General features: G+C 69.5%; 26 protein-coding genes. 21 read left to right on the forward strand and 5 right to left on the reverse strand.

Translation table 11 applies throughout. From position 1 onward, the window contains the following. Positions 1-162 precede the first annotated feature (162 nt). The 7 genes from rplM to FHR72_RS07065 all read left to right on the forward strand — a co-directional run bounded on the left by rplM (position 163) and on the right by FHR72_RS07065 (position 5,777). Entirely contained in the window at positions 163-606 is a 444-nt protein-coding gene (gene rplM / locus FHR72_RS07035; protein ID WP_183467191.1) for a 50S ribosomal protein L13, read from the forward strand. Beyond that, positions 603-1,121 (forward strand): 30S ribosomal protein S9, encoded by a 519-nt coding sequence (gene rpsI / locus FHR72_RS07040; protein ID WP_311736078.1) that lies wholly within the window; start codon positions 603-605, stop codon positions 1,119-1,121. The genes rplM and rpsI overlap by 4 nt, the downstream gene beginning before the upstream one ends. Positions 1,122-1,435: 314 nt before the next feature. After that, positions 1,436-1,912, forward strand: coding sequence for a hypothetical protein (locus FHR72_RS07045; protein WP_183467192.1), 477 nt, complete (start codon positions 1,436-1,438; stop codon positions 1,910-1,912). A 128-nt stretch (positions 1,913-2,040) separates the two neighbouring features. Continuing rightward, positions 2,041-3,378, forward strand: a complete 1,338-nt coding sequence (gene glmM, locus FHR72_RS07050; protein ID WP_183467193.1) for a phosphoglucosamine mutase — start codon at positions 2,041-2,043, stop codon at positions 3,376-3,378. 42 nt (positions 3,379-3,420) lie between these two features. Then, the gene (locus FHR72_RS07055; protein WP_183467194.1) at positions 3,421-3,726 is read left to right on the forward strand and encodes a type VII secretion target; all 306 of its coding nucleotides are present in this window, start codon (positions 3,421-3,423) and stop codon (positions 3,724-3,726) included. A gap of 6 nt (positions 3,727-3,732) precedes the next feature. After that, a complete protein-coding gene (locus FHR72_RS07060) occupies positions 3,733-5,151 on the forward strand; it encodes a hypothetical protein (protein ID WP_183467195.1) in 1,419 nt (472 codons plus the stop codon). Positions 5,152-5,162: 11 nt separating this feature from the next. Further along, entirely contained in the window at positions 5,163-5,777 is a 615-nt protein-coding gene (locus tag FHR72_RS07065; protein WP_183467196.1) for a diacylglycerol-binding protein, read from the forward strand. Here the strand turns inward: FHR72_RS07065 and FHR72_RS07070 are convergent. After that, on the reverse strand, positions 5,752-6,894 hold the full coding sequence (locus tag FHR72_RS07070; RefSeq protein WP_183467197.1) for an acyl-CoA dehydrogenase family protein: 1,143 nt from the start codon (positions 6,892-6,894) through the stop codon (positions 5,752-5,754). The genes FHR72_RS07065 and FHR72_RS07070 overlap by 26 nt on opposite strands. Before the next feature lie 56 nt (positions 6,895-6,950). Here FHR72_RS07070 and FHR72_RS07075 point away from each other — a divergent pair, with 56 nt between their 5' ends. The 3 genes from FHR72_RS07075 (at position 6,951) to FHR72_RS07085 (ending at position 10,210) form a co-directional block, all read left to right on the forward strand. After that, on the forward strand, positions 6,951-7,526 hold the full coding sequence (locus FHR72_RS07075) for a TetR/AcrR family transcriptional regulator (RefSeq protein ID WP_183467198.1): 576 nt from the start codon (positions 6,951-6,953) through the stop codon (positions 7,524-7,526). Between the two features lie 61 nt (positions 7,527-7,587). Continuing rightward, on the forward strand, positions 7,588-8,979 hold the full coding sequence (locus FHR72_RS07080; protein WP_221193076.1) for a DHA2 family efflux MFS transporter permease subunit: 1,392 nt from the start codon (positions 7,588-7,590) through the stop codon (positions 8,977-8,979). 55 nt (positions 8,980-9,034) lie between these two features. Then, positions 9,035-10,210, forward strand: coding sequence for an NAD(P)/FAD-dependent oxidoreductase (locus FHR72_RS07085; RefSeq protein ID WP_183467200.1), 1,176 nt, complete (start codon positions 9,035-9,037; stop codon positions 10,208-10,210). Here the strand turns inward: FHR72_RS07085 and FHR72_RS07090 are convergent. From FHR72_RS07090 to FHR72_RS07100, 3 genes are read right to left on the reverse strand one after another with little or no spacing between them, the layout of a single operon-like run. Then, complete coding sequence (locus FHR72_RS07090) at positions 10,207-10,638, reverse strand: PPOX class F420-dependent oxidoreductase (protein ID WP_183467201.1); 432 nt, start codon at positions 10,636-10,638, stop codon at positions 10,207-10,209. The two genes, FHR72_RS07085 and FHR72_RS07090, sit on opposite strands and share 4 nt — an antisense overlap. After that, positions 10,635-11,672, reverse strand: a complete 1,038-nt coding sequence (locus FHR72_RS07095) for an LLM class F420-dependent oxidoreductase (RefSeq protein ID WP_183467202.1) — start codon at positions 11,670-11,672, stop codon at positions 10,635-10,637. The genes FHR72_RS07090 and FHR72_RS07095 overlap by 4 nt, the downstream gene beginning before the upstream one ends. A 50-nt stretch (positions 11,673-11,722) precedes the next feature. Further along, positions 11,723-12,568, reverse strand: a complete 846-nt coding sequence (locus tag FHR72_RS07100; RefSeq protein WP_183467203.1) for a dienelactone hydrolase family protein — start codon at positions 12,566-12,568, stop codon at positions 11,723-11,725. Positions 12,569-12,624: 56 nt separating this feature from the next. Between FHR72_RS07100 and glmS the strand changes: the two genes are divergently transcribed. Beyond that, entirely contained in the window at positions 12,625-14,490 is a 1,866-nt protein-coding gene (gene glmS / locus FHR72_RS07105) for a glutamine--fructose-6-phosphate transaminase (isomerizing) (RefSeq protein WP_183467204.1), read from the forward strand. A 237-nt stretch (positions 14,491-14,727) separates the two neighbouring features. Next, positions 14,728-15,123: an STAS domain-containing protein gene (locus FHR72_RS07110; protein ID WP_183467205.1), complete on the forward strand. Its 396-nt coding sequence runs from the start codon at positions 14,728-14,730 to the stop codon at positions 15,121-15,123. On the opposite strand, the gene FHR72_RS07115 is transcribed toward FHR72_RS07110, so the two are convergent. Beyond that, positions 15,102-15,467, reverse strand: coding sequence for a nuclear transport factor 2 family protein (locus FHR72_RS07115; RefSeq protein WP_183467206.1), 366 nt, complete (start codon positions 15,465-15,467; stop codon positions 15,102-15,104). The two genes, FHR72_RS07110 and FHR72_RS07115, sit on opposite strands and share 22 nt — an antisense overlap. A gap of 31 nt (positions 15,468-15,498) precedes the next feature. Between FHR72_RS07115 and FHR72_RS07120 the strand changes: the two genes are divergently transcribed. The 9 genes from FHR72_RS07120 to FHR72_RS07160 are packed head-to-tail and all read left to right on the forward strand — an operon-like array spanning position 15,499 to position 23,558. Then, the gene (locus FHR72_RS07120; protein ID WP_183467207.1) at positions 15,499-16,911 is read left to right on the forward strand and encodes an NAD(P)H-hydrate dehydratase; all 1,413 of its coding nucleotides are present in this window, start codon (positions 15,499-15,501) and stop codon (positions 16,909-16,911) included. Positions 16,912-16,920: 9 nt separating this feature from the next. Further along, complete coding sequence (locus FHR72_RS07125; protein WP_183467208.1) at positions 16,921-18,297, forward strand: glutamate decarboxylase; 1,377 nt, start codon at positions 16,921-16,923, stop codon at positions 18,295-18,297. Between the two features lie 60 nt (positions 18,298-18,357). After that, positions 18,358-19,485 (forward strand): alanine racemase, encoded by a 1,128-nt coding sequence (gene alr / locus FHR72_RS07130; protein WP_221193208.1) that lies wholly within the window; start codon positions 18,358-18,360, stop codon positions 19,483-19,485. Beyond that, positions 19,482-20,570 carry an alpha/beta fold hydrolase gene (locus FHR72_RS07135; RefSeq protein ID WP_183467209.1) on the forward strand — a complete coding sequence of 363 codons (1,089 nt, stop codon included), beginning with the start codon at positions 19,482-19,484 and terminating at the stop codon, positions 20,568-20,570. Before alr ends, FHR72_RS07135 begins: the two co-directional genes overlap by 4 nt. Continuing rightward, a complete protein-coding gene (tsaE, locus tag FHR72_RS07140; RefSeq protein ID WP_183467210.1) occupies positions 20,563-21,027 on the forward strand; it encodes a tRNA (adenosine(37)-N6)-threonylcarbamoyltransferase complex ATPase subunit type 1 TsaE in 465 nt (154 codons plus the stop codon). The genes FHR72_RS07135 and tsaE overlap by 8 nt, the downstream gene beginning before the upstream one ends. After that, a complete protein-coding gene (tsaB, locus tag FHR72_RS07145; protein WP_183467211.1) occupies positions 21,024-21,653 on the forward strand; it encodes a tRNA (adenosine(37)-N6)-threonylcarbamoyltransferase complex dimerization subunit type 1 TsaB in 630 nt (209 codons plus the stop codon). The genes tsaE and tsaB overlap by 4 nt, the downstream gene beginning before the upstream one ends. A gap of 35 nt (positions 21,654-21,688) precedes the next feature. Then, a complete protein-coding gene (gene rimI / locus FHR72_RS07150) occupies positions 21,689-22,102 on the forward strand; it encodes a ribosomal protein S18-alanine N-acetyltransferase (RefSeq protein ID WP_183467264.1) in 414 nt (137 codons plus the stop codon). After that, positions 22,099-23,121 (forward strand): tRNA (adenosine(37)-N6)-threonylcarbamoyltransferase complex transferase subunit TsaD, encoded by a 1,023-nt coding sequence (gene tsaD, locus FHR72_RS07155; RefSeq protein ID WP_183467212.1) that lies wholly within the window; start codon positions 22,099-22,101, stop codon positions 23,119-23,121. The genes rimI and tsaD overlap by 4 nt, the downstream gene beginning before the upstream one ends. Next, the gene (locus FHR72_RS07160; protein ID WP_183467213.1) at positions 23,118-23,558 is read left to right on the forward strand and encodes a nuclear transport factor 2 family protein; all 441 of its coding nucleotides are present in this window, start codon (positions 23,118-23,120) and stop codon (positions 23,556-23,558) included. The genes tsaD and FHR72_RS07160 overlap by 4 nt, the downstream gene beginning before the upstream one ends. The last annotated feature ends 629 nt before the right edge of the window (positions 23,559-24,187 follow it).

Here is a 24,187-nt window from a genome sequence, read left to right on the forward strand (position 1 = left end):
GATGTGCCCGGGTAGGCTGCCTCGTTGGCGTGCGCTGGCGTGCCGGAACCTCGGGTCCCCGCCGGTCGCCGAGGCAGAAGTTTCAGCGCAGGCCAGACCGGCACCCGGGCCACCCGGGATCCCACATCGAGGTCCAGACCTCCAGAGAAGGTAGGTAGCGCTGTGTCTACGTACACGCCGAAGGCGGGTGACACCACGCGTTCGTGGTACGTCATCGACGCCACCGACGTTGTGCTCGGCCGGCTCGCCGTCGAGGCAGCGAAGCTGCTGCGCGGCAAGCACAAGCCGACGTTCACACCCAACGTCGACGGCGGTGACTTCGTCATCGTCATCAATGCCGAGAAGATCGCCCTCAGCGGCGACAAGCTCACCAAGAAGTTCGCCTACCGCCACTCGGGGTACCCCGGCGGCCTGCGTAGGCGTTCGATGGGTGAGCTCCTGGGCAAGCACCCGACCCGCGTCGTCGAGAACGCGATCGTCGGCATGCTCCCGCACACCAAGCTGTCGCGCCAGGTCCAGAAGAAGCTGAAGGTCTATGCGGGCCCCGATCATCCGCATGCCGCGCAGCAGCCGATTCCGTTCGAGATCAAGCAGGTGGCCCAGTGACCGAAACCGATTTCACCGAAACCCCGGAGGCCGGGGCCGAGGTCGTCGAGACCGCCGAGTCGGCCGACGCCCAGGATGCCGGGACCTACGGCGAGGCCGAGGCCGCCCCGCGCGAGCCGGTCTTCATCGACCGTCCCATCCAGACCGTCGGCCGCCGCAAGGAAGCCGTCGTCCGCGTCCGCCTCGTGCCGGGCACCGGTCAGTTCAACCTGGACGGCCGCACGCTGGAGAACTACTTCCCGAACAAGGTGCACCAGCAGCTCATCAAGGCCCCGCTGGTGACCGTCGATCGGCTCGAGCAGTTCGACATCTTCGCCCACCTCGACGGTGGCGGACCCTCGGGTCAGGCCGGCGCGCTGCGCCTGGCCATCGCCCGCGCGTTGATCCTGGTGCAGCCGGAGGACCGGCCCGCACTCAAGCGCGCCGGGTTCCTCACGCGTGACCCGCGCGCCATCGAGCGCAAGAAGTACGGCCTGAAGAAGGCGCGCAAGGCGCCTCAGTACAGCAAGCGCTGATCTCAGCACGGCACGGCGCCCGGTCTGCTCGCATCGCGAGCGGCCGGGCGTCTGTCGTTTCCGGGCTCGGCCCGCCTGTCGTCGCCACTGTGGCCCGTCACACACCGTGCTTTTCAGGAAAACCCGTCCGGCGTGTGCCCAGCGAAGACGGCTGAGGAGTTACTTAGTGACTTCTTCCTATCGGGCCTGCACGGCGACGGCGGAGTTGAAGTCGCCCCGCGGGGTGCGTGACGCTCGATACCGAAGCCAGGACGCCGAGCGCGTCGGCGGGAGGTTCCCGCCTCATGGCTTCGGAAGAAGCAAAGGAGTGATTGATGAGCTTCGTCAAGAACGCCGCAGCGGGTGCTGTCCTCGGTGGATCGCTGCTCTTCACCGCCGGACTCGGAATGGCGCAGGCCCAGCCTGCAGACGCTCCCGCTCCGGATGGTCTCGTGAATCTTTCCGTCGGCGACGTGACACTGCTGCAAGGCGTGACCGCCGACACCGTCGCGACCGCGGCGAGCGCACTGTGCGGCGCGGATCCGGCTGACGTGACCGCGCTGGCGACCCAGGTCGACGGCGACGGCACCCAGCAGACGGTGTGCGCCGGCCTGCCCGGTGGTGACCTCGTGGTCCAGAACGCGTCGGTGAGCGCGCCTGCCCCCGCCGCGCCGGCGGCTGCCGACGAGGCCCCGGCCGCCGACACCGGCAGCGCCGAGGCCGAGACCGGCACCGGTGACGGACTGGGCGCCCCTGAGGGCACCGGTTCCGCGGACGGCGGCGAGGTGCCGCTGCCCAGCGACGAGGGCTGACTCACGCCTCCTCACCGCCCGCACCCCACGCCGGGGGGCGGGCGGTGAGCCGTTTCCGGCTCGACAAGGGCGATAATGACGCGGGGCACAATTGGCTCGCGGGCCCTCACGTGTGAGAGGTTGTCACGATGGCTCGACTGTTCGGCACCGACGGCGTGCGCGGAGTCGCCAATCAGGAACTGTCCCCCGAACTGGCGATGGCCCTGGGCGCCGCTGCGGCCCGCAGGCTCGCCAGACCCGGCGGGGCGCGACGGCGGGTCGCCGTGGTGGGACGCGACCCTCGCGCCAGCGGCGAGATGCTGGAAGCAGCCGTGATCGCGGGGATCGCCAGCGAGGGCTTCGACACCCTGCGCGTCGGGATCCTGCCGACCCCGGCCGTCGCCTATCTGACCGCGGCCTACGACGCCGACTTCGGCGTGATGATCTCGGCCTCCCACAACCCGATGCCCGACAACGGCATCAAGATCTTCGGCCCCGGCGGGCACAAGCTCGACGACGACACCGAGGACCGCATCGAGGAACTGGTGCACCAGGGTCCCGGTGCCCGTCCGACCGGCGCCGGCATCGGCCGCGTCGTGGACGCCGAGGACGCGCTGGACCGCTACCTGCGGCACGTCGGCAAGGCCGCGTCCACGCGGCTCGACGCGCTGACCGTCGTCGTGGACTGTGCCCACGGGGCCGCCTCGGTAGCGGGTCCGCTCGCGTATCGGGCAGCGGGGGCTAACGTCATCCCGATCCATGCCGAACCCGACGGCCTGAACATCAACGACGGCTGCGGCTCCACGCACATGGAATCGCTGCGCGCCGCCGTCGTCTCCTACGGCGCCGATCTGGGTCTGGCCCACGACGGCGACGCCGACCGGTGCCTGGCCGTCGACGGGCACGGCCGCGTCATCGACGGCGACGCGATCATGGTCGTGCTCGCGCTGGCGATGCAGGAGTCCGGCGAGTTGGCCGCCGACACACTCGTGGCCACGGTGATGAGCAACATGGGTCTGCACCTGGCGATGCGGGCGTCCGGCATCGACGTGCGCACCACCGGCGTCGGCGACCGGTACGTCCTGGAGGAACTGCGGCAGGGCAACTTCTCGCTCGGCGGCGAACAGTCCGGGCACATCGTCCTCCCGAACTTCGGGACCACGGGCGACGGCATCGTCACGGGGCTGCGTCTGATGGCGCGCATGGCCCAGACGGGCCGCAGCCTGGCCGCCCTCGCGCAGCCGATGCAGACCCTGCCCCAGGTGCTCATCAACGTCGAGGTCGCGGACAAGTCGACGGTGGCCGATGCGCCGTCGGTGCGTGACGCGGTGGCCCAGGTCGAGGAAGAGCTGGGTGACACCGGGCGAATCCTGTTGCGCCCCTCCGGAACCGAACAGGTCGTCCGCGTCATGGTGGAGGCCGCCGACGAGGACACCGCGCGGCAGATGGCGGTGCGGGTCGCGGAGTCGGTCAGCGCCGAGAGCTGATCCGGCGGGAACCGCACGGCGCGCCGGTGCGTCCTATCTCATATGGGAACGCCAGGAGCGGCTCGTGTCGACACCGCTGCAGTGCGCGTGGTCGCGCAGAACTATGTGACGGCGGGGTCCATTGTCGCCGACGCGGTACGAAACCAGTTGGCAGGCTTGGGCTTCGGGGCCGCATCGGCGGGCCGTGCCTACGCACGTCACGGTGACGCACTGCGCGCGGCCCTGTCGGACCTGGCGGTGTCGCTTCGCGAATGGTCGCGTGCCTCCTCGGAGATCGCCATGGCGCTGACGGCGTCGGCCGACCGCTATGCCGAGGCCGACGCCGACGCGGCGAGGCGGGTGGGATAGCCGCCCATGCCGGAGAATTTTGATGTCGCAGACCGGCTTGCGCAGGGGCAGCCCGCAGTCGAGGTGCTGCAGACCTACGTGCATGCCTGCCGGCAGCTCGGCTACCACCACCCCGACCTGACATTGCACCCCGCCCAGCTGCTGGACTGGTACGGCACGGAGCAGGGTATGGATCTCGTGGCGCTGCAACGTGATTGCGACTCGCTGCAGAGTGCGGCACGCTCCACCCAGGAGGCTCTCGTCGTGCAGGAGCGCCAGGTGGCACAGCTCTCCGATGCGTGGAGTGGGGCAGGCGGTGAGGCCGCGCGTCTTTTCCTGACGCGGCACGGCGAGTCCTCGGCCGCTGTCGCGGCCGCCGTCCGCACCGCGGCAGAGGCGCTGGCAACGCTGCGCGAGAACCTGTGGCGGGCAGTGTCCACGAAGTCGGATGCCGTGGTCGACATCGAGGGCCGCACCGCCGCGTCCCGCACGGAGTGGACGGCCGCCGCCGCCGCCGTGACCACGGGCGCGGGTGACCGCGCCACGGCCAGTGAGACCGTCGACCGAGCCGTGAAACCGTTCGTGGAGAACGCGATCGGCGTGGACTGGCTGTCGGCGATGCGTCGGGCGGCGGCCGACGTGACGGCGTCCTATGAGCGGGCGGTCGCCGAGATGCGGGCCGAGCGGTCACCGGTCTTCGCCGTGCCCGGAGACCTCGGCCCTGCATGGACGCCGCCTGCCGGGCGGGACTGCGGCCCCGAATCCCGTGACGAATCCCGCGACGAACCCCGCGGCGGGTCCGCGCCCTGCCCTGCGCCGGCCCCGCCTGCGGCCACGGCGCCGTCCGCGTGGGCCCCGCCACCCGCCCCGCCCGCACCCGTGTCGGTTGCACCGGCCGAAGCCCCGCCCCCACCCGCCCCGCCCGCACCCGCGCCGGTTGCACAGGCCGAAGCCCCGCTCCCGACCGCGCCCGCCGCCCCGCCGATGCCCGGAATGGGAGCGATGGGCGGGGCAATGCCCGATCTCGGGGGTGGGCTGTCGGGTCTCGGTCAGCAGTTCGCCGACACCCTCGGCGGGCTGCTCGGCGGTTCGGCACCGGAACTCCCCGCGCCACCGGAGCTCGAGGAACCGGTCGAGCTCGCAGAGCCCGAGCCCGAAGAGGAGCCCGGGCCCGAGGAAGAGGAGCCCGAGGCAGACGACCCGCCGGAGGAGGACGAGGCACCCGACGAGGAGCCCGCCGAGGAGGTCGTGCTCGCAGAGGAGACGCCGTGCGAACCCGCCGCCGACGCGCACGCCGCCCAGGCCGCACCGACGCCACCGCCGCCCCCACCGCCGGCCGAGCCGCTGCCGCCCGCAGAACCACCCGCCGAACCGGTGGCGGGGGAGCAGACCCCGTGCGAGATCGCGGCGGACGAAGTGCCGCAGGTCGGCGAGCCGCCGGAGTAGCGTGACGCGGCGTGAGGCTGCGGATACCGGAGATGTTGGTGCTGTTCGTCCTGGGTGGGGCTGCCGCGCTGGTCGGCGATCACAGCCACGTCGCAACCGGCACCACGGTGTACTACACGGAGTCCGTGCCGTTCGTGTGGAGCAGCCCGTTCTGGTTCCCGCTGCTCGTCGGCGGGGCGACGGTGTCGCTGGCCGAGCTACGGCTGCGTCTGCCGGTGCCGCGCACGGGCGTCACCGCCAGGCAGGCCGTGGCCGGTGTCGCCATCGTCGTCGGCATGTACGTTCTGACGGCGCTGCTGCACGGCACCCCCGTCGTGCCCGCCACGGCGCTGCTGGTCGTGTGCGCGGTGATCACGTGGTGCGTGCTCGGGGACGGAGCCGGCGCAGTGTGCGGCGCGCTCATCGCGGTGGTGGGCCCGGCAGTGGAGATCGGCCTGGTCCACAGCGGCGTGTTCGCCTACAACCCGGGGTCCGACGGGCTGTTCGGCGTCGGTCCGTTCCTCGTGCCGTTGTACTTCGCCTTCGGAGTGGTGGTGGCGCTGCTGGGCGAACTGGCCGCCGCCCGCAGGCCCGTCGAGGAGTCTCCGGTCTGCGACACGGTCAGCCGCGGGACAGATGCCGGCTGATGACCAGCCGCTGAATCTGGTTGGTGCCCTCGAAGATCTGCGTGATCTTGGCTTCCCGCATGTACCGCTCCACCCGGTAGTCGCGGGTGTATCCGGCGCCGCCGAGCACCTGGACGGCGTCGGTGGTCACCTTCATCGCCGCGTCCGTGGCCACGAGTTTGGCGACCGAGGCGTGCCGTGAATAGGGGAGCCCGGCATCCCGGCGGCGCGCCGCGTCGAGATAGGTGGCCCGCGCGGAATCGACGGCGGCCGCCATGTCGGCGAGCAGGAACGCCAGCCCCTGATGGTCGATGATCTTGCGGCCGAACGTGGTTCGCTCCTGGCTGTAGTCCACCGCGGCATCGAGTGCGGCCTGCGCGATCCCGACGGCCACAGCCGCGATGCCCAGCCGTCCCGAATCGAGTGCGCTGAAGGCGATCTGCAGACCCTGGCCCTCGGCGCCGATCCGTCGGTCGGCGTCGAGGAACGCGTCGTCGTAGTGCGCGGCGGTGGTCGGTACGGCGTGCAGGCCCATCTTCTCCTCGGGCTTGCCGAACGTCAGGCCGTCCAGGTCTTTCGGCACCAGGAAACAGGTGATGCCCTGCGATCCGTCACCGGTGCGGGCGAAGAGGTTGTAGAAGTCGGCGACACCGCCGTGGGTGATCCACGCCTTGGAGCCGGTGACGCGATAGCCGCCGTCCGACGGGGTCGCCCTGCACGACAACGCCGCGGCGTCCGACCCGGCCTGGGGTTCCGACAGGCTGTACGCCCCGATCGTGGACCCGCCGAGCATGTCGGGCAGCCAACGCCGGCGTTGCTCGTCGGTACCGAAGCTCATCAGCGGATGACAGGACAGGCTGTGCACGCTGACCGCCACGGCGACCGCGGCCCAGCGTGCGGCCAGTTCCTCCAGCACCTGCAGGTACACCTCATACGGCTGCCCGCCGCCGCCCCACTCCTCGGGATACGGCAGGCTGAGCAGCCCCGCGTCGCCGAGCGTCGCGAAGACCCCGTCGGGGTAGGTCTCGTTCTTCTCGTGCTGGTCGACGATCGGGTCGAGGACCTTGTCGGCGATCTGGCGCGCGAGTTCCACCAGGTCGCGGGCATCGTCAGTGGGAAGGAGGCGCTCGACTGCCATACGGCGAACAGTACTACAGGACGGTGTACAGTACTGCTGGGCGGTACGGTGGCCCTGTGGCATCCACGGGTTTCGCGACGCGGCGGCGCACCGAGCTGTTCGATGCGCTGGTCGCGCTGTTCCTGACCCACGGTTTCGCCGACCTGACGCTCGACGAGATCGCCGGTCGGCTGCGGTGCTCGAAGTCGACGCTCTACACGCTCGCCGGCAGCAAGGAGCAGCTCGTGCAGGCCGCCACCGTGCACTTCTTCCGTGCGGCGACCGCGGCCGTGGAAGCCCGTGTCGCCGCGGTCACCGGGCCGCGGGAACGCATCGCGGCCTATCTCGCGGCGGTCGGCGGTGCTCTCGACCCCGCCTCGGACGAGTTCATGGCCGACCTGGACGCGTTCGCCCCCACGCGCGCGATCTACGAGAAGAACACCCGCATCGCTGCACGGCGGGTGCAGGAGCTGATCGCCGAGGGGGTGGCCACGGGGGAGTTTCGCGACGTGCATGCCGCGTTCGCCGCCGACCTGGTCGCCGCGGTGATGGTGCGGATCCAACGGCGGGTGGTTCGTGACAACACCGGCCTCGACGACGCGGCGGCCTACCGTGAGCTGGCCGCGATCCTGACCGGCGGCATCCCGGCGTAGTCTTCTGCGGGGACCGTGAACCCCAATGAGAGAGGCTGGCGCACAACGGATGTCGAGTGACATGGACACGCGGGCGGAGGTGCGGGCGGACGCCCGGTTGATCATCTCCCTGCTGGTGGGGTCGGCGTTCGTGATGATCCTCAACGAGACGATCATGAGCGTCGCCCTGCCCGCGCTCATCACAGATCTCGACATCTCGGCCGCGACGGCGCAGTGGCTGACGAGCGGCTTCCTGCTGACGATGGCGGTCGTCATCCCGACCACGGGGTTTCTGCTGCAGCGTTTCACGGCCCGTGCCATCTACCTGACCTCGATGATCCTGTTCTGTTCGGGGACGCTGATCGCCGCGCTCGCGCCCGGGTTCCCGGCGCTGCTTGCGGGGCGGATCGTGCAGGCGTGCGGCACCGCGGTGATGGTGCCGCTGCTGATGACGACGATCATGCGGTTGGTGCCTGCCGACCGGCGCGGCCAGACGATGGGGACGATCTCGATCGTGATCGCGGTGGCGCCGGCCGTCGGTCCGACGATGTCGGGGCTGATCCTGGGTGCCCTGGGCTGGCGGTGGATGTTCTGGATCGTCCTCCCCATCGCGCTGGTGGCCCTCGCTGCAGGCGCTGTGTGGCTGCGGGTGCCCGAGGAGGATACGCGGCCGACGCCGATCGACGTGCTGTCCGTCCCGCTGTCGGCGCTGGCGTTCGCCGGACTCGTCTTCGGACTGTCGCTGCTGGGCGAGGGCGGCCACAGCCCGGTGTCACCGTGGTGGGTGCTGGCGGGCGGTGCGCTGGCCATGCTGTTGTTCGGCTGGCGCCAACTGCGGCTGCAGCGGCATGACGGCGCGCTGCTCGACCTGCGACCGTTCGGATACCGACGCTTCACGGTCTCTCTGCTGCTGGTCATCCTGGGCTTCATGGCGCTGTTCGGCGCGATCATCATGCTGCCGCTGTATGTGCAGGAGGTGTTGGGCCGCAGCGCGCTGGTCGCGGGTCTGACGGTGTTCCCGGGTGGCCTCCTCATGGGCCTGGCGGGGCCGTTCATCGGCCGCGCGTACGACCGGCGGGGCCCGCGGTTGCTCGTCATCCCGGGTGCGGCACTGCTGTGCGCGGCGCTGACGGGGTTCGCGGTCCTGGGCGGTGACTCACCGCTGTGGGAGGTGGTCGCGCTGCAGACCGTGATGATGCTGGGGCTGGCGCTGATGTTCACCCCGTTGATGACCGACGCTCTCGGCGTGCTCCCCGATCGTCTCTACTCGCACGGCAGCGCCATCCTCACGACGCTGCAGCAGGTCGCCGGCGCGGCGGGCACCGCCCTGTTCATCACGACGATGTCTCGCGCGTCCCAGGCGGGCGGCGCTCCGGACCTGCCGGGGGTGCGCGCGGCCTTCACCGTCGCCGCCGCGTTCAGCGCCGTGGCGCTGATCGCCGCGTTCTTCACCGGCAAACGCGCAGCCGCCTGACGAAAACATTCGGCACGCACCCGTCCGAGCCGCGGCCAGCAACGAATACATCAACATGACGGATCGATACGACGTGGCCGTCGCCGGGGGCGGCCCAGCCGGCTCGGCGGCGGCATGGCAGGCCGTACGCAGCGGGGCGAAGGTGATCCTGCTGGACAAGGCGGAATTTCCGCGGGACAAGCCGTGCGGTGACGGGCTCACCCCGCGTGCGGTCAGCTACATGCAGAAGATGGGGCTGGCCGACGAGGTCGCCACCTTCCACCGGCTCAACCGGGCGACGATCTTCAGCCCGTCGGAGTGGGAGCTGTCGTTCCCGAAGCGGCCGGGGATGCCGCGCCACGGCCACGGCATCCGGCGCACGCAGCTGGACACGATGCTGTTGATGAACGCCGCCGCGGCGGGCGTCGAGGTGCGCCAGGGCGCCGAGGTCGCCGGCGCGACCGTCGACAGTGGCGGCCGGGTCGACGGGGTGCGCCTCAAGAGCGGCGAGCTGATCCGCGCCGACGCGGTCATCGCCGCCGACGGGACCTACTCCCCGGTGAAGCGATCCCTCAATCTGGAATCCAGGTACAAGGGGTTCTCGGCGATCGCGATCCGCGCCGAGATGACGGCCAACCGGCCGGACTCCGACTCGCTGGACATCCACCTCAAGATCTCGCACAAGGGCCGGCAGCTGCCCGGGTACGGCTGGGTGTTCCCCCTCGGCGACGGCCGCGTCAACATCGGTGTGGGCTACGTGAACAGCTACAAGCGGTGGCAGGAGATCAACGCCAGCCATCTGCTCGGCGAGTTCATGGCCGGCCTGCCCCGGGACTGGGAGCTGCCGTCGGTCGCCGAACTGCACCTGTCGAAAGCCCTGCAGGCCTGGCGACTGCCGATGGGGTTCACGGCGTGGCCGCCCTGGCGCCCCGGGGTGATGTTCGCCGGTGACGCGCTCGGCGCCGCCAGGCCGGTGTCGGGGGCCGGCATCTCCAAGGCGCTGCAGTCGGGCCTGGCCGCCGGGGAATGCGCGGTGGCCGCATTGACCAACGGCGGACCGGACGACTTCACGAATTACCAGCAGCAGGTCGAGGGGATCTGGGGCAAGGAGTACCGCAGGGGCCGGATGTTCCATCGGCTCGTGGGAGTGCCGGCGGTCACCACCGCGGGGCTCAAAGTCCTCGACAACCTGAGCGACCCGAAACTGCGTGCCCGCCTTCTGTTCTGGGAAGACACGCTCTCGGGCAGCTAGTCGGCGAGATCGAACGCCGCGACCACCTTGGTCGGTGTGAGTCTCACTACCAACTCGCCGGGCACGCCGTTACGGCGGCCGAACTCCTCGGCACGGTCCGGGCCCATGTAGCGGCCGCCGATGCGCGTGGCGGTCTCGACCAGTTCGTCGGGATCCTCGCCCAGGGTCACCGTGCCCTGGATCTGGACGAACGAGAACGGTGGGCGTTCGTCGTCGACGCACACCACCACCCGTGGATCCCGGGCGAACGCGCGTCCCTTGGCGGTGTCCTTCCCGGTGTTGAACACGAGCTGCTGCCCGTCGACGACGAACCACACCGGCGCGACCAGCGGCCTGCCGTCGGAGGCGACGTAGCCGAGCTTGGCGGTGCGGGTGCCCGCGGTGAGGAAGGCGAGGACGTCATCCCCGAGTGGTGCCCGGTCGGTCATACCAGCGACTGTAATTGCTCCACGAACGTCACGGTCTCGCGTCGGTCACCGGAGAGCGGATGCACCAGCATCGTCGTCACGCCCGCCTCGGCGAACGCAGCGAGCCGCTCCTCGACGAAGCCACGCGGGCCCACCAGCGACACCTGGCGCACCAGTTCGTCGGGCACCGCGTCGATCGCCTCGGCCTTCTTGCCGGCCAGGTACAGGTCCTGGATGTGGTCGGCGACCTCGCCGAACCCGTAGCGGGTCGCGAGGTTGTGGTAGAAATTGCGGCCCCGAGCGCCCATCCCGCCGATGTAGAGCGCCAATTGTGGCTTCGCCCAGGCCAATCGATCCTCGACATCGTCGCCGATCGCGAGGCTGGCGCTCACCATGACGTCCAGCGGGCCCAGCGCGGGATCGCGACGCGAGGCACCCGCCCGCAACGCCTCACCCCACACCTCGTCGGCCTTCTCTGGAAAGAAGAACACCGGCTGCCAGCCCTCGGCGATCTCGGCCGTGAGTTCCACGTTCTTGGGGCCCAGCGCCGCAATGGTGATCGGGATGTTCTCGCGCACAGGGTGATTGATCAGTTTGAGCGGCTTGCCCAGCCCGGTGCCGCGGTCGGCCGGTAGCGGGAGCTGATAGTGCTTGCCCTCGTAGCTCAACCGCTCGCGGCGCCAGACCTGCCGGCAGATCTCGACGACCTCACGGGTGCGTCCGAGTGGGGCGTCGAACGGCACGCCGTGGAAGCCCTCCACCACCTGCGGGCCCGACGTGCCCAGGCCGAGCCGGAACCGGCCGTCCGAGACGTAGTCGACGCCCGCGGCGGTCATCGCCATCAGCGCCGGGGTGCGGGTGTAGATCGGCACCACACCGGTTCCGAGTTCGATCCGGGAGGTCCGGGCCGCCAGGAAGCCCAACTGGCTGATCGCGTCGTAGGAGTAGGCCTCGGCGACCAGTGCGATGTCGACGCCGAGCTTCTCGCACTCGACCACCTCGTCGACCGCTTCGAGGAACCCGCCGGCGTAGCTGAGGAATATGCCCGTGCGCATCGAGGTCACCGCACAGGTATACACCCCCAACCGGTTGGTTGGGAACCCGGTTACGGTTTGAGGAGCGCGACGACCTTGTTCTCCAGCTCGACCGGATCATCGGCGAACGGATCCATGACCTGCGTCTTGGGCAGTTCGGCCTCGGCATCGGCGAACACCTTGTACGTCTTGTCGCCCGCCAGCAGGTGCAGCAGATAACCCGTCATCAACGCGCGGACGATCTTCTGCGTGCTCTTGTCGGCGCCGGGCAGGCCCACCACCTTGGCCAGGGTGCGCCCCTCGACGAGCCCACCCGACTTGGTCTTGGACGTCGCGCGCAAGGTCGCCGGCTTCCACGCCCGGGCCAGCTCCACCGCGTTGGACCGCAGCGTCATGGGATCCCCGGGGTCGGTCAGGATCAGGCCGGGCACGGTCAGCCCCGATGCGGGCTCCTCGGCGGCCGGGCTGGAGGTCGTCGGATACGCCGCGACCACCGCTTTGGGCTTGACCGGCAGCCCGGCGGCGGCGAACACGGTGGCCGACGCCCCGAACCCGTGCCCGACCAGACCCAGCTTGTCGGGGTGCACGCTGATGTCGCCCGTGCCGAGGCGGACGCCGGCCACGATGTCGAGCGTCGTGCCCAGGTCATAGGCCAGGTTGAGCACCGACGGCGCGAGACCGGTCTCGGTGTTCGGCGCGGCCGCCACGATTCCCCAGGACGCGAGGTGCTCGAGTGTCCCGTGGTAGCGGAACGCAGATGTGATCCAATCGTGCGCGAAGGCCACAGCGGGCAGATTCTTGCCCTCCGCCGGCGTGTAGACCACCCCCGGCTGACCGGCAAAGGCCAGGTCACCGCGCAGAACTCGGTGAGGTCCGCGACGAGTCAACGCGGCAAAGAGTTTCTTCGTGCTGGCCACCTGATGACCGTAGCCCAACCGTGTCCAGGGCGTCTTCTGCCGTACCCTGAATGGCTATGTGTGGAATCGTCGGCTATGTCGGGCAGCGGCCTGCCTGCGACATCGTCGTCGACGCGCTGCGCCGGATGGAATATCGGGGTTACGACTCCTCCGGCGTCGCGCTGCTCGACGGACACGGCGGGCTCACGGTGCGCCGCAAGGCGGGCCGGCTGGCCAACCTGGAGGCGGCGCTCGCCGAGGCGGGTGCGGAGAGCCCTGCAGGCGCGACCGGTCTGGGTCACACCCGCTGGGCCACCCACGGCAGGCCCACCGACCGCAACGCCCACCCGCACCGCGACACGTCGGGCAAGGTCGCCGTGGTCCACAACGGCATCATCGAGAACTTCGCGGCGCTGCGCGCCGAACTGGAGGCCGACGGCGTCGAGTTCGCCAGCGACACCGACACCGAGGTCGCAGTGCACCTGGTGTCCCGCGAGTACGTCCACGGCGAGAACTCCGGCGACTTCCCGGCCTCGGTGCTCGCGGTGCTGCGCCGCCTGGAAGGGCACTTCACGTTGGTGTTCGCCCACGCCGACGATCCGGGCACGATCGTCGCCGCGCGCCGCTCCACCCCGCTGGTCCTCGGTATCGGGGACGGCGAGATGTTCGTCGGCTCCGACGTGGCGGCCTTCATCGAGCACACCCGCGACGCCGTCGAGCTGGGCCAGGACCAGGCCGTCGTCGTGACTGCCGGTGGCTACGAGGTCACCGACTTCCACGGCGCACCCACCACCGACTACCGCGAGTTCCACATCGACTGGGACACCTCGGCGGCGGAAAAGGGCGGCTACGAGTACTTCATGCTCAAGGAGATCGCCGAACAGCCTGCGGCGGTGTCGGACACGCTGCTCGGGCATTTCGCCGACAGCCGCATCGTGCTCGACGAGCAGCGCCTCTCTGATCAGGAGCTGCGGGACATCGACAAGGTCTTCGTGGTCGCCTGCGGCACCGCCTACCATTCCGGGCTGCTGGCCAAGTATGCGATCGAGCACTGGACGCGGCTGCCCGTCGAAGTGGAGCTGGCCAGCGAATTCCGTTACCGCGACCCGGTTCTCGACAGCCACACGCTGGTGGTCGCGATCTCCCAGTCCGGTGAGACCGCGGACACGCTGGAGGCCGTCCGGCACGCCAAGGAGCAGAAGGCCAAGGTGCTGGCCATCTGCAACACCAACGGCAGCCAGATCCCGCGCGAATGCGATGCGGTGCTCTACACCCGCGCCGGACCGGAGATCGGCGTCGCGTCGACGAAGACGTTCCTGGCCCAGATCGCCGCGAACTACCTTGTCGGGCTTGCCCTCGCGCAGGCGCGCGGCACCAAGTACCCCGACGAGGTCGCACGCGAGTACCGCGACCTGGAGGCGATGCCCGACCTGATCTCACGGGTCCTGGCGACCGCCGAACCGGTGCTGCAGCTGGCCAAGCAGTTCGCGACGTCGCAGACGGTGCTGTTCCTGGGTCGCCACGTCGGCTACCCGGTGGCGCTCGAAGGAGCGCTCAAGCTCAAGGAACTGGCGTACATGCACGCCGAGGGATTCGCCGCCGGTGAGCTCAAGCACGGCCCGATCGCACTGATCGAGGACGACCTGCCCGTCATCGTCGTGATGCCGTCGCCGAAGAACTCGGCGACGCTGCACTCGAAGCTGCTGTCGAACATCCGCGAGATCCAGGCCCGCGGCGCCATCACGATCGTCATCGCCGAAGAGGGCGACGAGACCGTGCGGCCCTACGCCGACCACCTGATTGAGATACCGGCCGTGTCGACACTGTTCCAGCCTCTGCTGTCCACGATCCCGATGCAGCTGTTCTCGGCGGGCGTGGCACAGGCCCGCGGATACGACGTCGACAAGCCGCGCAACCTGGCGAAGTCGGTCACCGTCGAATAGACCGGAGAGCATCTCTTTAAGGGATTTCTGAAGAATTTCGCTCGATTTGATAACGCTCGGCGGCTCCAAGGCGATAAACCACGTAATGAACCGTTGCGCAGCAACGGTCGCCGCCGCCGCGGGACGTCAGCCCACGTCATCCGTCGGTCGGCCGTGGACGCGGGTGTCCAGCAGTGTGGACCCGTTCTCCGCCTCATAGGCGGCTGAGCTGCGCCCATACAAGCCGGGGGACGGCAAATGAATGCAACTGGACAGACGCGTAGTGGCAGGTTCGCTGTCACACCGCGCCGCGACGGTGAGTTCCTGGTGCTCCACGTCACCGGCGATCTCGACGTACTCACCGCGCCGACACTGGAGACCCATCTCGACGTGGCCCTCACCGATTCACCGTCGGTGCTGATCGTCGACATCAGCGACGTCGGCTTCCTGTCTTCGGCCGGCATCAGTGTGCTCGTCGAGACCCACCGGCTCACCGAACGCGGGAACATCTCCCTGCGGGTGGTCGCCGAGGGTCCCGCGACGAGCCGCCCGATCCGCATGATGTCGATCGACGAGATCATCGACCTCTACCCGACGGTGGCCGACGCGGTGGCAGGCCGTCGGGCGGCGGATCAGGACCGCGCCGACTGCTGATACAGGACCAGCTTCCAGCCGTCCGCGCCGCGACGGTACACCGACGACATCGCGCCCACGAACGGCGCATTGTCGCCGTCGCGCCAGCCGCTACCGGTGTAGACGAGGGCGGCGACATCGTCGGTCACCGCGATGAAGCGGACGTCGCTGATCTCATAGCGCGCCCACGGCGGTGACTGGGCGAGCGCGGAGACGACGGTCTGCCGGTCCATCACCATGCCGTTGGCGAGGACCATCACCGCGTCCTCTGTCATGAGCTCGCCGTAGAAGCGATCGCCGGTCCCGTCGCACAGCGATGTCCAGCCCGCGTGTTCGAGTGCGAGCAACTCGTCGGTCGATGTCATGACACCGGGATACCCACGTACGGTTGGTCGAATGCGGTACTACTACAGCGCCGACGAGATCCGGGACGCCGAAGCGCCGCTGCTGGCCTCGCTTCCCGACGGCGGGCTGATGCGCCGGGCGGCGTTCGGCCTGGCCACCGCGATCGCCCGGGAGCTCGGAACCGTCAGCGGCAAGACGGTGTGCGCGGTCGTCGGGTCCGGGGACAATGGTGGCGACGCGCTGTGGGCGGCGACGTTCCTGCGGCGGCGCGGCGCAGGTGCCTGCGCAATCCTGCTCAAACCCGAGAAGACACACACCGGAGCCCTCGAAGCGTTCCGGAGGTCCGGCGGCCGCATCGTCGAGAAGGTCCCTCCTGCAGCTGATCTCGTGATCGACGGCGTCGTGGGGATCTCGGGTTCCGGGCCGTTGCGGCCCGACGCCGCCGCGGTCTTCGACGCGATCACACGAGCCGGCATCCCGGTCGTCGCCGTCGATCTGCCCAGCGGCGTCGACGTCCAGACCGGCGCCGCGTCGGGCCCGCACGTCCAGCCCACCCTGACCGTCACCTTCGGCGGTCTCAAACCCGTGCACGCGTTGGGTGACTGCGGCCGCGTCGAACTCGTGGACATCGGGCTGGATCTGGCCCCCAGCGGGGTGCGGGCCCTCGACACCGCCGACGTCGCTCGGCGCTGGCCGGTCCCCGGTGTGAAGGACGACAAGTACACCCAGGGCGTGACCGGCGTGATGGCGGGCTCCGCGACGTACCCGGGCGCGGCCGTTCTCTGCACCGGCGCCGCGGTCGCTGCGACGTCGGGCATGGTGCGGTACGCGGGAAGTGCTGCGAGCGAGGTGGTTTCACACTGGCCCGAGGTGATCGCCACCCCGAGTCACGCGAGCGCGGGCCGGGTGCAGGCGTGGGTCGTCGGACCGGGGCTGGGGACCGATGAAACAGGGGCGGCCGCACTGGTTTTCGCCCTGGAAAGTGACCTGCCGGTCATCGTCGACGCGGACGGGTTGACGATCCTGTCCGCCCACCCGGAGCTCGTCGAGGGCCGCTCGGCCCCGACGGTCCTCACGCCGCACGCCGGCGAATTCGCGCGCCTCGCGGGCTCACCACCGGGCGATGACCGCGTCGCCGACACCCGCAGGCTCGCCGACACGCTCGGTGTCACCGTGCTGCTCAAGGGCAACGTGACCGTCGTGGCCGACGCCGGCGGTCCCGTCCACCTCAACGTGGCGGGCAATGCGTGGGCCGCCACCGCGGGGTCGGGGGACGTGCTGTCCGGGGTCATCGGTGCGCTCCTGGCCGCCGGGCTGCCCGCGGGAGAGGCCGCCGCGGGCGCGGCCTTCGTGCATGCCCGCGCCGCCGACCTCTCCGCGCTGGACCCGGGTCCGGCCGCCACGCCGACATCGGCCTCACGCATCCTCACGCATCTGCGGACGGCACTGGCCTCCATCCTCTAGAAAGGAGCCATGCCCAACGTCTCGCACCACTCGTCGCTGGCCCCCGCCTACACCGGCAGGTTGTCGACCTCACCCATCCCGGCGCTGCGTCTGCCCGACGAGTCGATGGATCCCGAGCAGACCTACCGGTTCATCCACGACGAGCTGATGCTCGACGGCAGCTCCCGGCTGAACCTCGCGACGTTCGTCACGACGTGGATGGATCCCGAAGCGGGCCAACTGATGTCGGAGACCTTCGACAAGAACATGATCGACAAGGACGAGTACCCGGTCACCGCGGCCATCGAGCAGCGCTGCGTGTGCATGGTGGCCGACCTGTTCCACGCGGAGAACCTGCGCGACGACGACCCGTCCACGGCGGTCGGCGTGTCCACGGTCGGCTCCAGCGAAGCGGTCATGCTCGCGGGGCTGGCGATGAAGTGGCAGTGGCGGCAGAAGGTCGGAGACGGGTGGAAGGGCCGAACCCCGAACCTGGTGATGGGGTCCAACGTCCAGGTGGTGTGGGAGAAGTTCTGCCGCTACTTCGACGTCGAGGCGCGGTATCTGCCGATGGAGAAGGGGCGCTACGTCATCACCCCGGAACAGGTGCTCGACGCCGTCGACGAGGACACGATCGGCGTGGTGGCCATCCTGGGGACCACCTTCACCGGCGAACTGGAGCCCGTCGGAGACATCTGCGCGGCGCTGGACACGCTCGTCGAGGAACGCGGCCTCGACATCCCGGTGCACGTGGACGCCGCCAGCGGAGGGTTCGTGGTGCCGTTCCTGCACCCGCTGCTGGTGTGGGACTTCCGGCTGCCCCGGGTGGTGTCGATCAACGTCAGCGGGCACAAGTACGGCCTGACCTACCCCGGCATCGGTTTCGTGGTGTGGCGGAACAAGGACCACCTGCCCGAGGATCTGGTGTTCCGGGTGAACTATCTGGGCGGCGACATGCCGACGTTCACGCTGAACTTCTCCCGGTCCGGCAACCAGGTGGTGGGCCAGTACTACAACTTCCTGCGCCTGGGCCGCGACGGCTACACGACGGTGATGAAGTGCCTGTCCGATACCGCCCAGTGGCTGGCCCGGGAGCTGGCGGCGATGTCGGTCTTCGAGGTCATCACCGACGGGTCGGCAATCCCGGTGGTGGCGTTCAAGCTCGTCGAGGGCACCAGATACACCGTGTTCGACGTGTCGGCGCTGCTGCGCGGCTACGGCTGGCAGGTGCCCGCCTACACGATGCCCGACGATGCCTCCGACGTCGCGGTGCTGCGCATCGTCGTGCGGGAGGGTTTCTCGGCGAACCTGGCGCGCGCCCTGCGCGACGACCTGGTGGAAGTGCTGGCCAAGCTCGACAAGGTGGGGATCGGCGGCTTCTCCGACGAGGAGCATTTCGCCCACTGAACCGGGGCCCGGGAGAACCTGGGAGAATTGCCGGCGGTGACCACGACCGAGAACATGCTGATGAACACGCCCACCGCCGAGATCGACCTCGACGCCATCGCGCACAACGTGGGTGTGTTGCGCGAACATGCCGGTTCAGCTGCGGTGATGGCGGTCGTCAAGGCCGACGGTTATGGGCACGGCGCCACCGAGGTGGGACGTGCCGCGCTGGCCGCGGGCGCCGCCGAACTGGGCGTCGCCACCCTGGATGAGGCGCTGGTCCTGCGCCGCGACGGCCTCACAGCGCCCGTGCTGTGCTGGCTGCACCCACCCGGGACCGACTTCGCGCCGGCACTGCAGAACGACATCGAGGTCGCGGTGTCCTCCCCGCGGCAGGTCTCCGACCTGCTCGACGCCGTGGCCCGGACCGGACGCACCGCCACGGTCACCGTGAAGGCCGACACCGGGTTGAGCCGCAACGGTGTGAGCGCCGCCGACCACCCCGCCGTCGTCGCCGCGCTGCACCGGGCCGCGGCCGACGGTGCGGTCCGCGTGCGAGGGCTGATGTCGCACCTGGCCCACGGCGACGATCCGGACCACCCGTTCAACGACGAGCAGGCCCGCAGGCTCATCGAGTTGGCCACCCAGGCCCGTGCGGCCGGACTGCCCTACGAGATCCTCCATCTGAGCAACTCGCCCGCGACGATGACGCGGCCGGATCTGGCCTTCGATCTGGTCCGGCCGGGTATCGCCGTCTACGGCCAGACCCCCATCCCGGAGCGCGGTGACATGGGATTGCGGCCGGCGATGACGGTGAAGTGCCCCGTCGCGATGGTGCGCCCCGTGCGCGCCGGGGATGGTGTCTCCTACGGGCACACCTGGATTGCGCCGCGCGACACGACGCTGGCCCTGGTGCCCGCCGGGTACGCCGACGGCGTATTCCGGACATTGAGCAACCGCTTCGAGGTCGCGATCAACGGCCGGCGCTATCAGAGCGTGGGGCGCGTCTGTATGGACCAGTTCGTCGTCGACCTCGGACCGGGCCCGGTGGAGGTCGGCGAGGGTGACGACGCGATCCTGTTCGGCCCCGGCGATCACGGCGAACCGACGGCCCAGGAGTGGGCGGACTTGGTGGGCACGATCAACTACGAGATCGTCACCAGCCCGCGCCGCCGTATCGGCCGCAGCTACGTCGGAGGCGCCCGATGAGCCGCGGGGCGGGTTGGCTCGCCGGGGCGGCGGGCGTGGCCGCGGTCGGCTCGGCTGCCGGACTGACCTTCGCACGGTCGCTGCGCCGCCGGGTGACAGCCGAAGACCTCTACCGCAGTGAGGATTTCGAGCTGCTCGACGCCGACCGCGGGTGCGTGGTGACCACACCCGACGGAGTTCCGCTGGCGGTGCGTGAGGTCGGTCCGGAGAAGGCGCCCCTGACCGTCGTCTTCGCCCACGGGTTCTGTCTGCGCATGGGGGCATTTCATTTTCAGCGTGCCCGCCTGTCCGAACAGTGGGGCGATCAGGTGCGCATGGTCTTCTACGATCAGCGCGGCCACGGGCAGTCCGGGGAGGCGCCCCCCGACACCTACACCGTGGAGCAGCTGGGCCAGGACCTGGAGAGCGTGCTCGCCGTGATGGCGCCCAAAGGGCCGATCGTCCTGGTGGGCCACTCGATGGGCGGCATGACGGTGCTCTCGCACGCGCGCCAGTACCCGCAGCGCTATCCCACCCGCGTTGTCGGCGCTGCGCTCATATCGTCTGCAGCCGAGGGTGTTTCGCGGTCTCCGCTGGGTGAGATCCTGAAGAATCCCGCGCTGGAGGCGGTGCGGTTCACAGCGCGGTACGCGCCGAAGACGGTGCACCGCGGCCGCGGCGCCGCGCGGTCGATCATCGGCCCGATCCTGCGGGCGGCGTCCTACGGCGACGAGAAGATCAGCCCGAGTGTCGTGGCGTTCTCCGAACGCATGATGCACGACACCCCGATCGCGACCCTGGTCGAATTCCTGCACGCGCTCGAAGTGCACGACGAGACGGCCGGCCTGGAGACGCTGAGCAGGATCCCGACACTGGTGGCGTGTGGCGACCGTGACCTGTTGACCCCCTTGGAGTACTCGCAGGACATGGCCCGACGGCTGAAGAAGGCGGATCTGATTGTCGTCAGTGGCGCGGGGCATCTCGTGCAACTGGAACGACCCGAGGTGATAGACGACGCGTTGGTGCGGTTGGTCGAGCGGGCGACGCCGTCGAAGTTGATCGCAATGACGCGACGAGTCAGGGAGCGGGTGCGGCCGAATGGGTGAGTGTTCGGGCAACGCAGAACTGCTGACCGTCGAGGACACCCTCGGGCTGGGGGCGACGCTGGGCCGCGAACTGCGCGCCGGTGACGTGGTGGTGCTCAGCGGACCACTGGGGGCCGGAAAGACAGTGCTGGCCAAGGGCATTGCGCAGGCGATGGATGTCGAGGGCCCGGTCGTCTCTCCGACGTTCGTGCTGGCGCGCGTGCACCGTCCGCGCCGCGAGGGCGCGCCCGCCATGGTGCACGTCGACCTGTACCGCCTGCTCGATCAGGCTTCGGTGGATCTGCTCGCCGAACTGGATTCGCTGGACCTCGACACCGATCTCGACGACGCCGTCGTGGTGGTCGAGTGGGGTGAGGGACTGGCGGAACGGCTGTCGGACAGCCATCTCGACATCCGTTTGGAGAGGTCCGCCGACAGCGAGGCGCGCACGGCGATGTGGAAGTGGAGCAGGCCGTGAGCATGCTGGTATTGACGGTCGACACGGCGACACCGGCGGTGACGGCGGGCGTGGTGCGGCTCGACGCCGACACCGTGGAGGTGTTGGCCGAGCAGGTGACGGTGGACCCCCGCGCGCACGCCGAGCGGCTGACGCCCAACATCGTCGGGGCGCTCGCCGACGCGCAGGTGGCCGTGGACCGGCTCGGCGCCGTCGTCGTCGGCTGCGGTCCCGGGCCATTCACCGGGCTGCGGGTCGGGATGGCGACCGCGGCCGCATTCGGTCACGCGCTGGGGATCCCGGTGCGCGGGGTGTGCAGCCTCGACGCCATCGCCGTCGGTGTCGAGGGGGACGTCCTCGTCGTCACCGATGCGCGTCGGCGAGAGGTCTACTGGGCTCGGTACCGCGAGGGCGTGCGCGTCGACGGGCCCGCCGTCAATGCCGCGGCGGACGTCCCTACGGGCGCGACGGCGGTCGCCGGATCCCCCGAGCATGCGGCACTGTTCGATCTGCCCCGGCTGGCGCCGGTGTATCCCACGGCGGCCGGCTTGGTTGCCGCGGTGTCGAATTGGGCCGAGGAGCCGGAGCCTCTGGTTCCGCTGTACCTGCGTCGACCAGATGCCACACCGCAGGCGGCGGCGCGGTGAGCGCCGAGTACGGACCGTTGAAGACGACGGATGCGATGCGGTGCGCCGAGCTCGAAGCTCAGCTGTTCGACGGTGACGATCCGTGGCCCGAGCGGGCGTTCCTGGCCGAACTGGCCGCCAAGCACAACTACTACGTCGGTGCCCGCGTCGAGGACAAGCTCGTCGGCTACGCCGGCATCGCGCGGCTGGGACGGTTCAAACCCTTTGAGTACGAGGTGCACACGATCGGTGTCGACCCGGCTTACCAGGGGCAGGGGATCGGGCGGCAGATGCTGCGGAGGCTGTTCGAATTCGCTGACGGGGCGACCATCTTCCTCGAAGTGCGGACCGACAATGCTGCGGCTATCGCGCTGTACGAGAGCGAAGGGTTCACGAAGATCGGTGTTCGCAAACGGTATTACCGAATCAGCGGAGCGGACGCCTACACGATGAAGCGGGAGTTGCGATGATCGTCCTGGCCATCGAGAGTTCCTGCGATGAGACGGGCGTCGGCATCGCCGAACTGCGCGACGACGGCTCGGTCACGCTGCTCGCCGACGAGGTGGCGTCCAGTGTCGACGAACACGCGCGTTTCGGCGGTGTGGTTCCCGAGATCGCCTCACGGGCACATCTGGAGGCGCTGGGCCCGACGATGCGGCGAGCGCTGGCGGCGGCCGGGGTGGACAAACCCGACGTGGTGGCGGCGACCATCGGGCCGGGGCTGGCAGGCGCGCTGCTGGTGGGAGTGGCTGCGGCCAAGGCGTATTCAGCAGCGTGGCAGGTGCCGTTCTACGCGGTGAACCATCTCGGCGGGCATCTGGCGGCCGACGTGTTCGACCATGGGCCGCTGCCCGAGAGTATCGGTCTGCTGGTGTCGGGCGGTCATACGAACCTGCTGCATGTGCGGTCGCTGGGGGAGCCGATCATCGAGCTGGGCTCGACCGTCGACGATGCCGCGGGCGAGGCGTACGACAAGATCGCCCGGCTGCTGGGGCTCGGGTATCCGGGTGGCAGGGTGCTCGACGAGCTTGCGCGCGAGGGGGATCCGCGAGCGATCGTCTTCCCTCGCGGCATGACCGGGCCGCGCGATGACCCGTATGCATTCAGTTTCTCCGGCCTCAAGACGTCGGTGGCACGGTATGTCGAGAGCCATCCGGAGGCGTCCCAGGCGGACGTCGCCGCGGGTTTCCAGGAGGCGGTGGCCGACGTGCTGACAGCCAAAGCGGTGCGGGCGGCCAAGGAGCTGAACGTGTCGACGCTGCTGATCGCCGGGGGAGTGGCGGCGAACTCGCGGCTGCGGGAACTGGCGGCGCAGCGGTGCGCGGAAAACGGGATGACGTTGCGGATTCCGCGGCCGCGGCTGTGTACGGACAACGGGGCGATGATCGCGTCGTTCGCCGCGCACCTGATCGCGGCGGGCGCTACGCCCTCGCCGCTGGACGCGGCCAGCGATCCGGGTCTGCCGGTGGTGCAGGGGCAGGTCGCGTGAGCGTGCTCACCGACAAGCTGGCCGTCACGGAGCTGCTGTATCGCTATGCCGAGCTGATCGATGCCGGCGATTTCGACGGCGTCGGTGAGTTGCTCGGCCGGGGCAACTTCATGGGGGTTGCGGGCTCGCAGCGGATCGCGAAGCTGTTCGCCGCCACGACCCGCAGATTCCCGGACCACGACAACACCCCGCGCACTCGTCACCTGGTGCTCAACCCGATCGTCGACGTCGACGGGGGCACTGCGTCGGCACGGTCCACCTTCTGCGTGGTGCAGCGCACCGACTCGATTGCACTGCAGCCCATCGTGGTTGGGCGGTACGCCGACTCCTTCGCCCGCGACGAGCACGGCTGGCACTTCACCGAGCGCACCGTCGACGTCGAGATGATCGGCGATGTCTCCGACCACCTGCTGATGGACCCCACGCAGTTCGGCTAGAACGGCGGCGGTTCACCCGGAGGTCTGGCCGGCTTCGCCGGCACCGCGATCACTCGGTGTTGGTCTCGGTGGCGTTGTTGGGCATTGTGTCGGCGTTCGGCGTTGATGCGGGCGATGGTGTCGGCGGCACGGGTGCGTGGTCGTGTGGGCATGGTGGTGTGCCGGTTGGGGTGTGGTGGCGGGGACTGCTGGGCCGGGGGTAGCGGGCTGGTGGTGGTGTGCCAGTCGGGGAACCACAGGGCGCTGGCGGGAGTGGTGATGTAGGTGTGTCCGCCGGGGGTGGTCCAGGTGACGGTGCCGTCGGGGCTTTGGGTGTCGCTCCAGCCGGGCCAGAACGTCTTGAGCAGATGGTGACAACTACTGGCTAACCGCCCTTCTCACGGTCTGCCTCCGCACCGTCCGTGACCAGCGACTATCCACGCTTATCGCCATCTTGGCAAAATGCGTTCGCTGGTGTCTGAGTTTGCCTAGAGTGGCCAGAGGGCGTGTCAGATGGTTTGTGTATGAGCTGCATGAGCCAGATGGAGCACGATAATGTCCGTGGTTGTTCGGCAGGACAGTCAAGCCGGTGACGGCGAAGACAGCGACGAGATAGACCGGTTGGATTCGGGCCGGCAGGCGTTCGAGGC

Origin of the sequence: Mycolicibacterium iranicum (assembly GCF_014190915.1) — a bacterium.
GTDB lineage: Bacteria > Actinomycetota > Actinomycetes > Mycobacteriales > Mycobacteriaceae > Mycobacterium > Mycobacterium iranicum_B.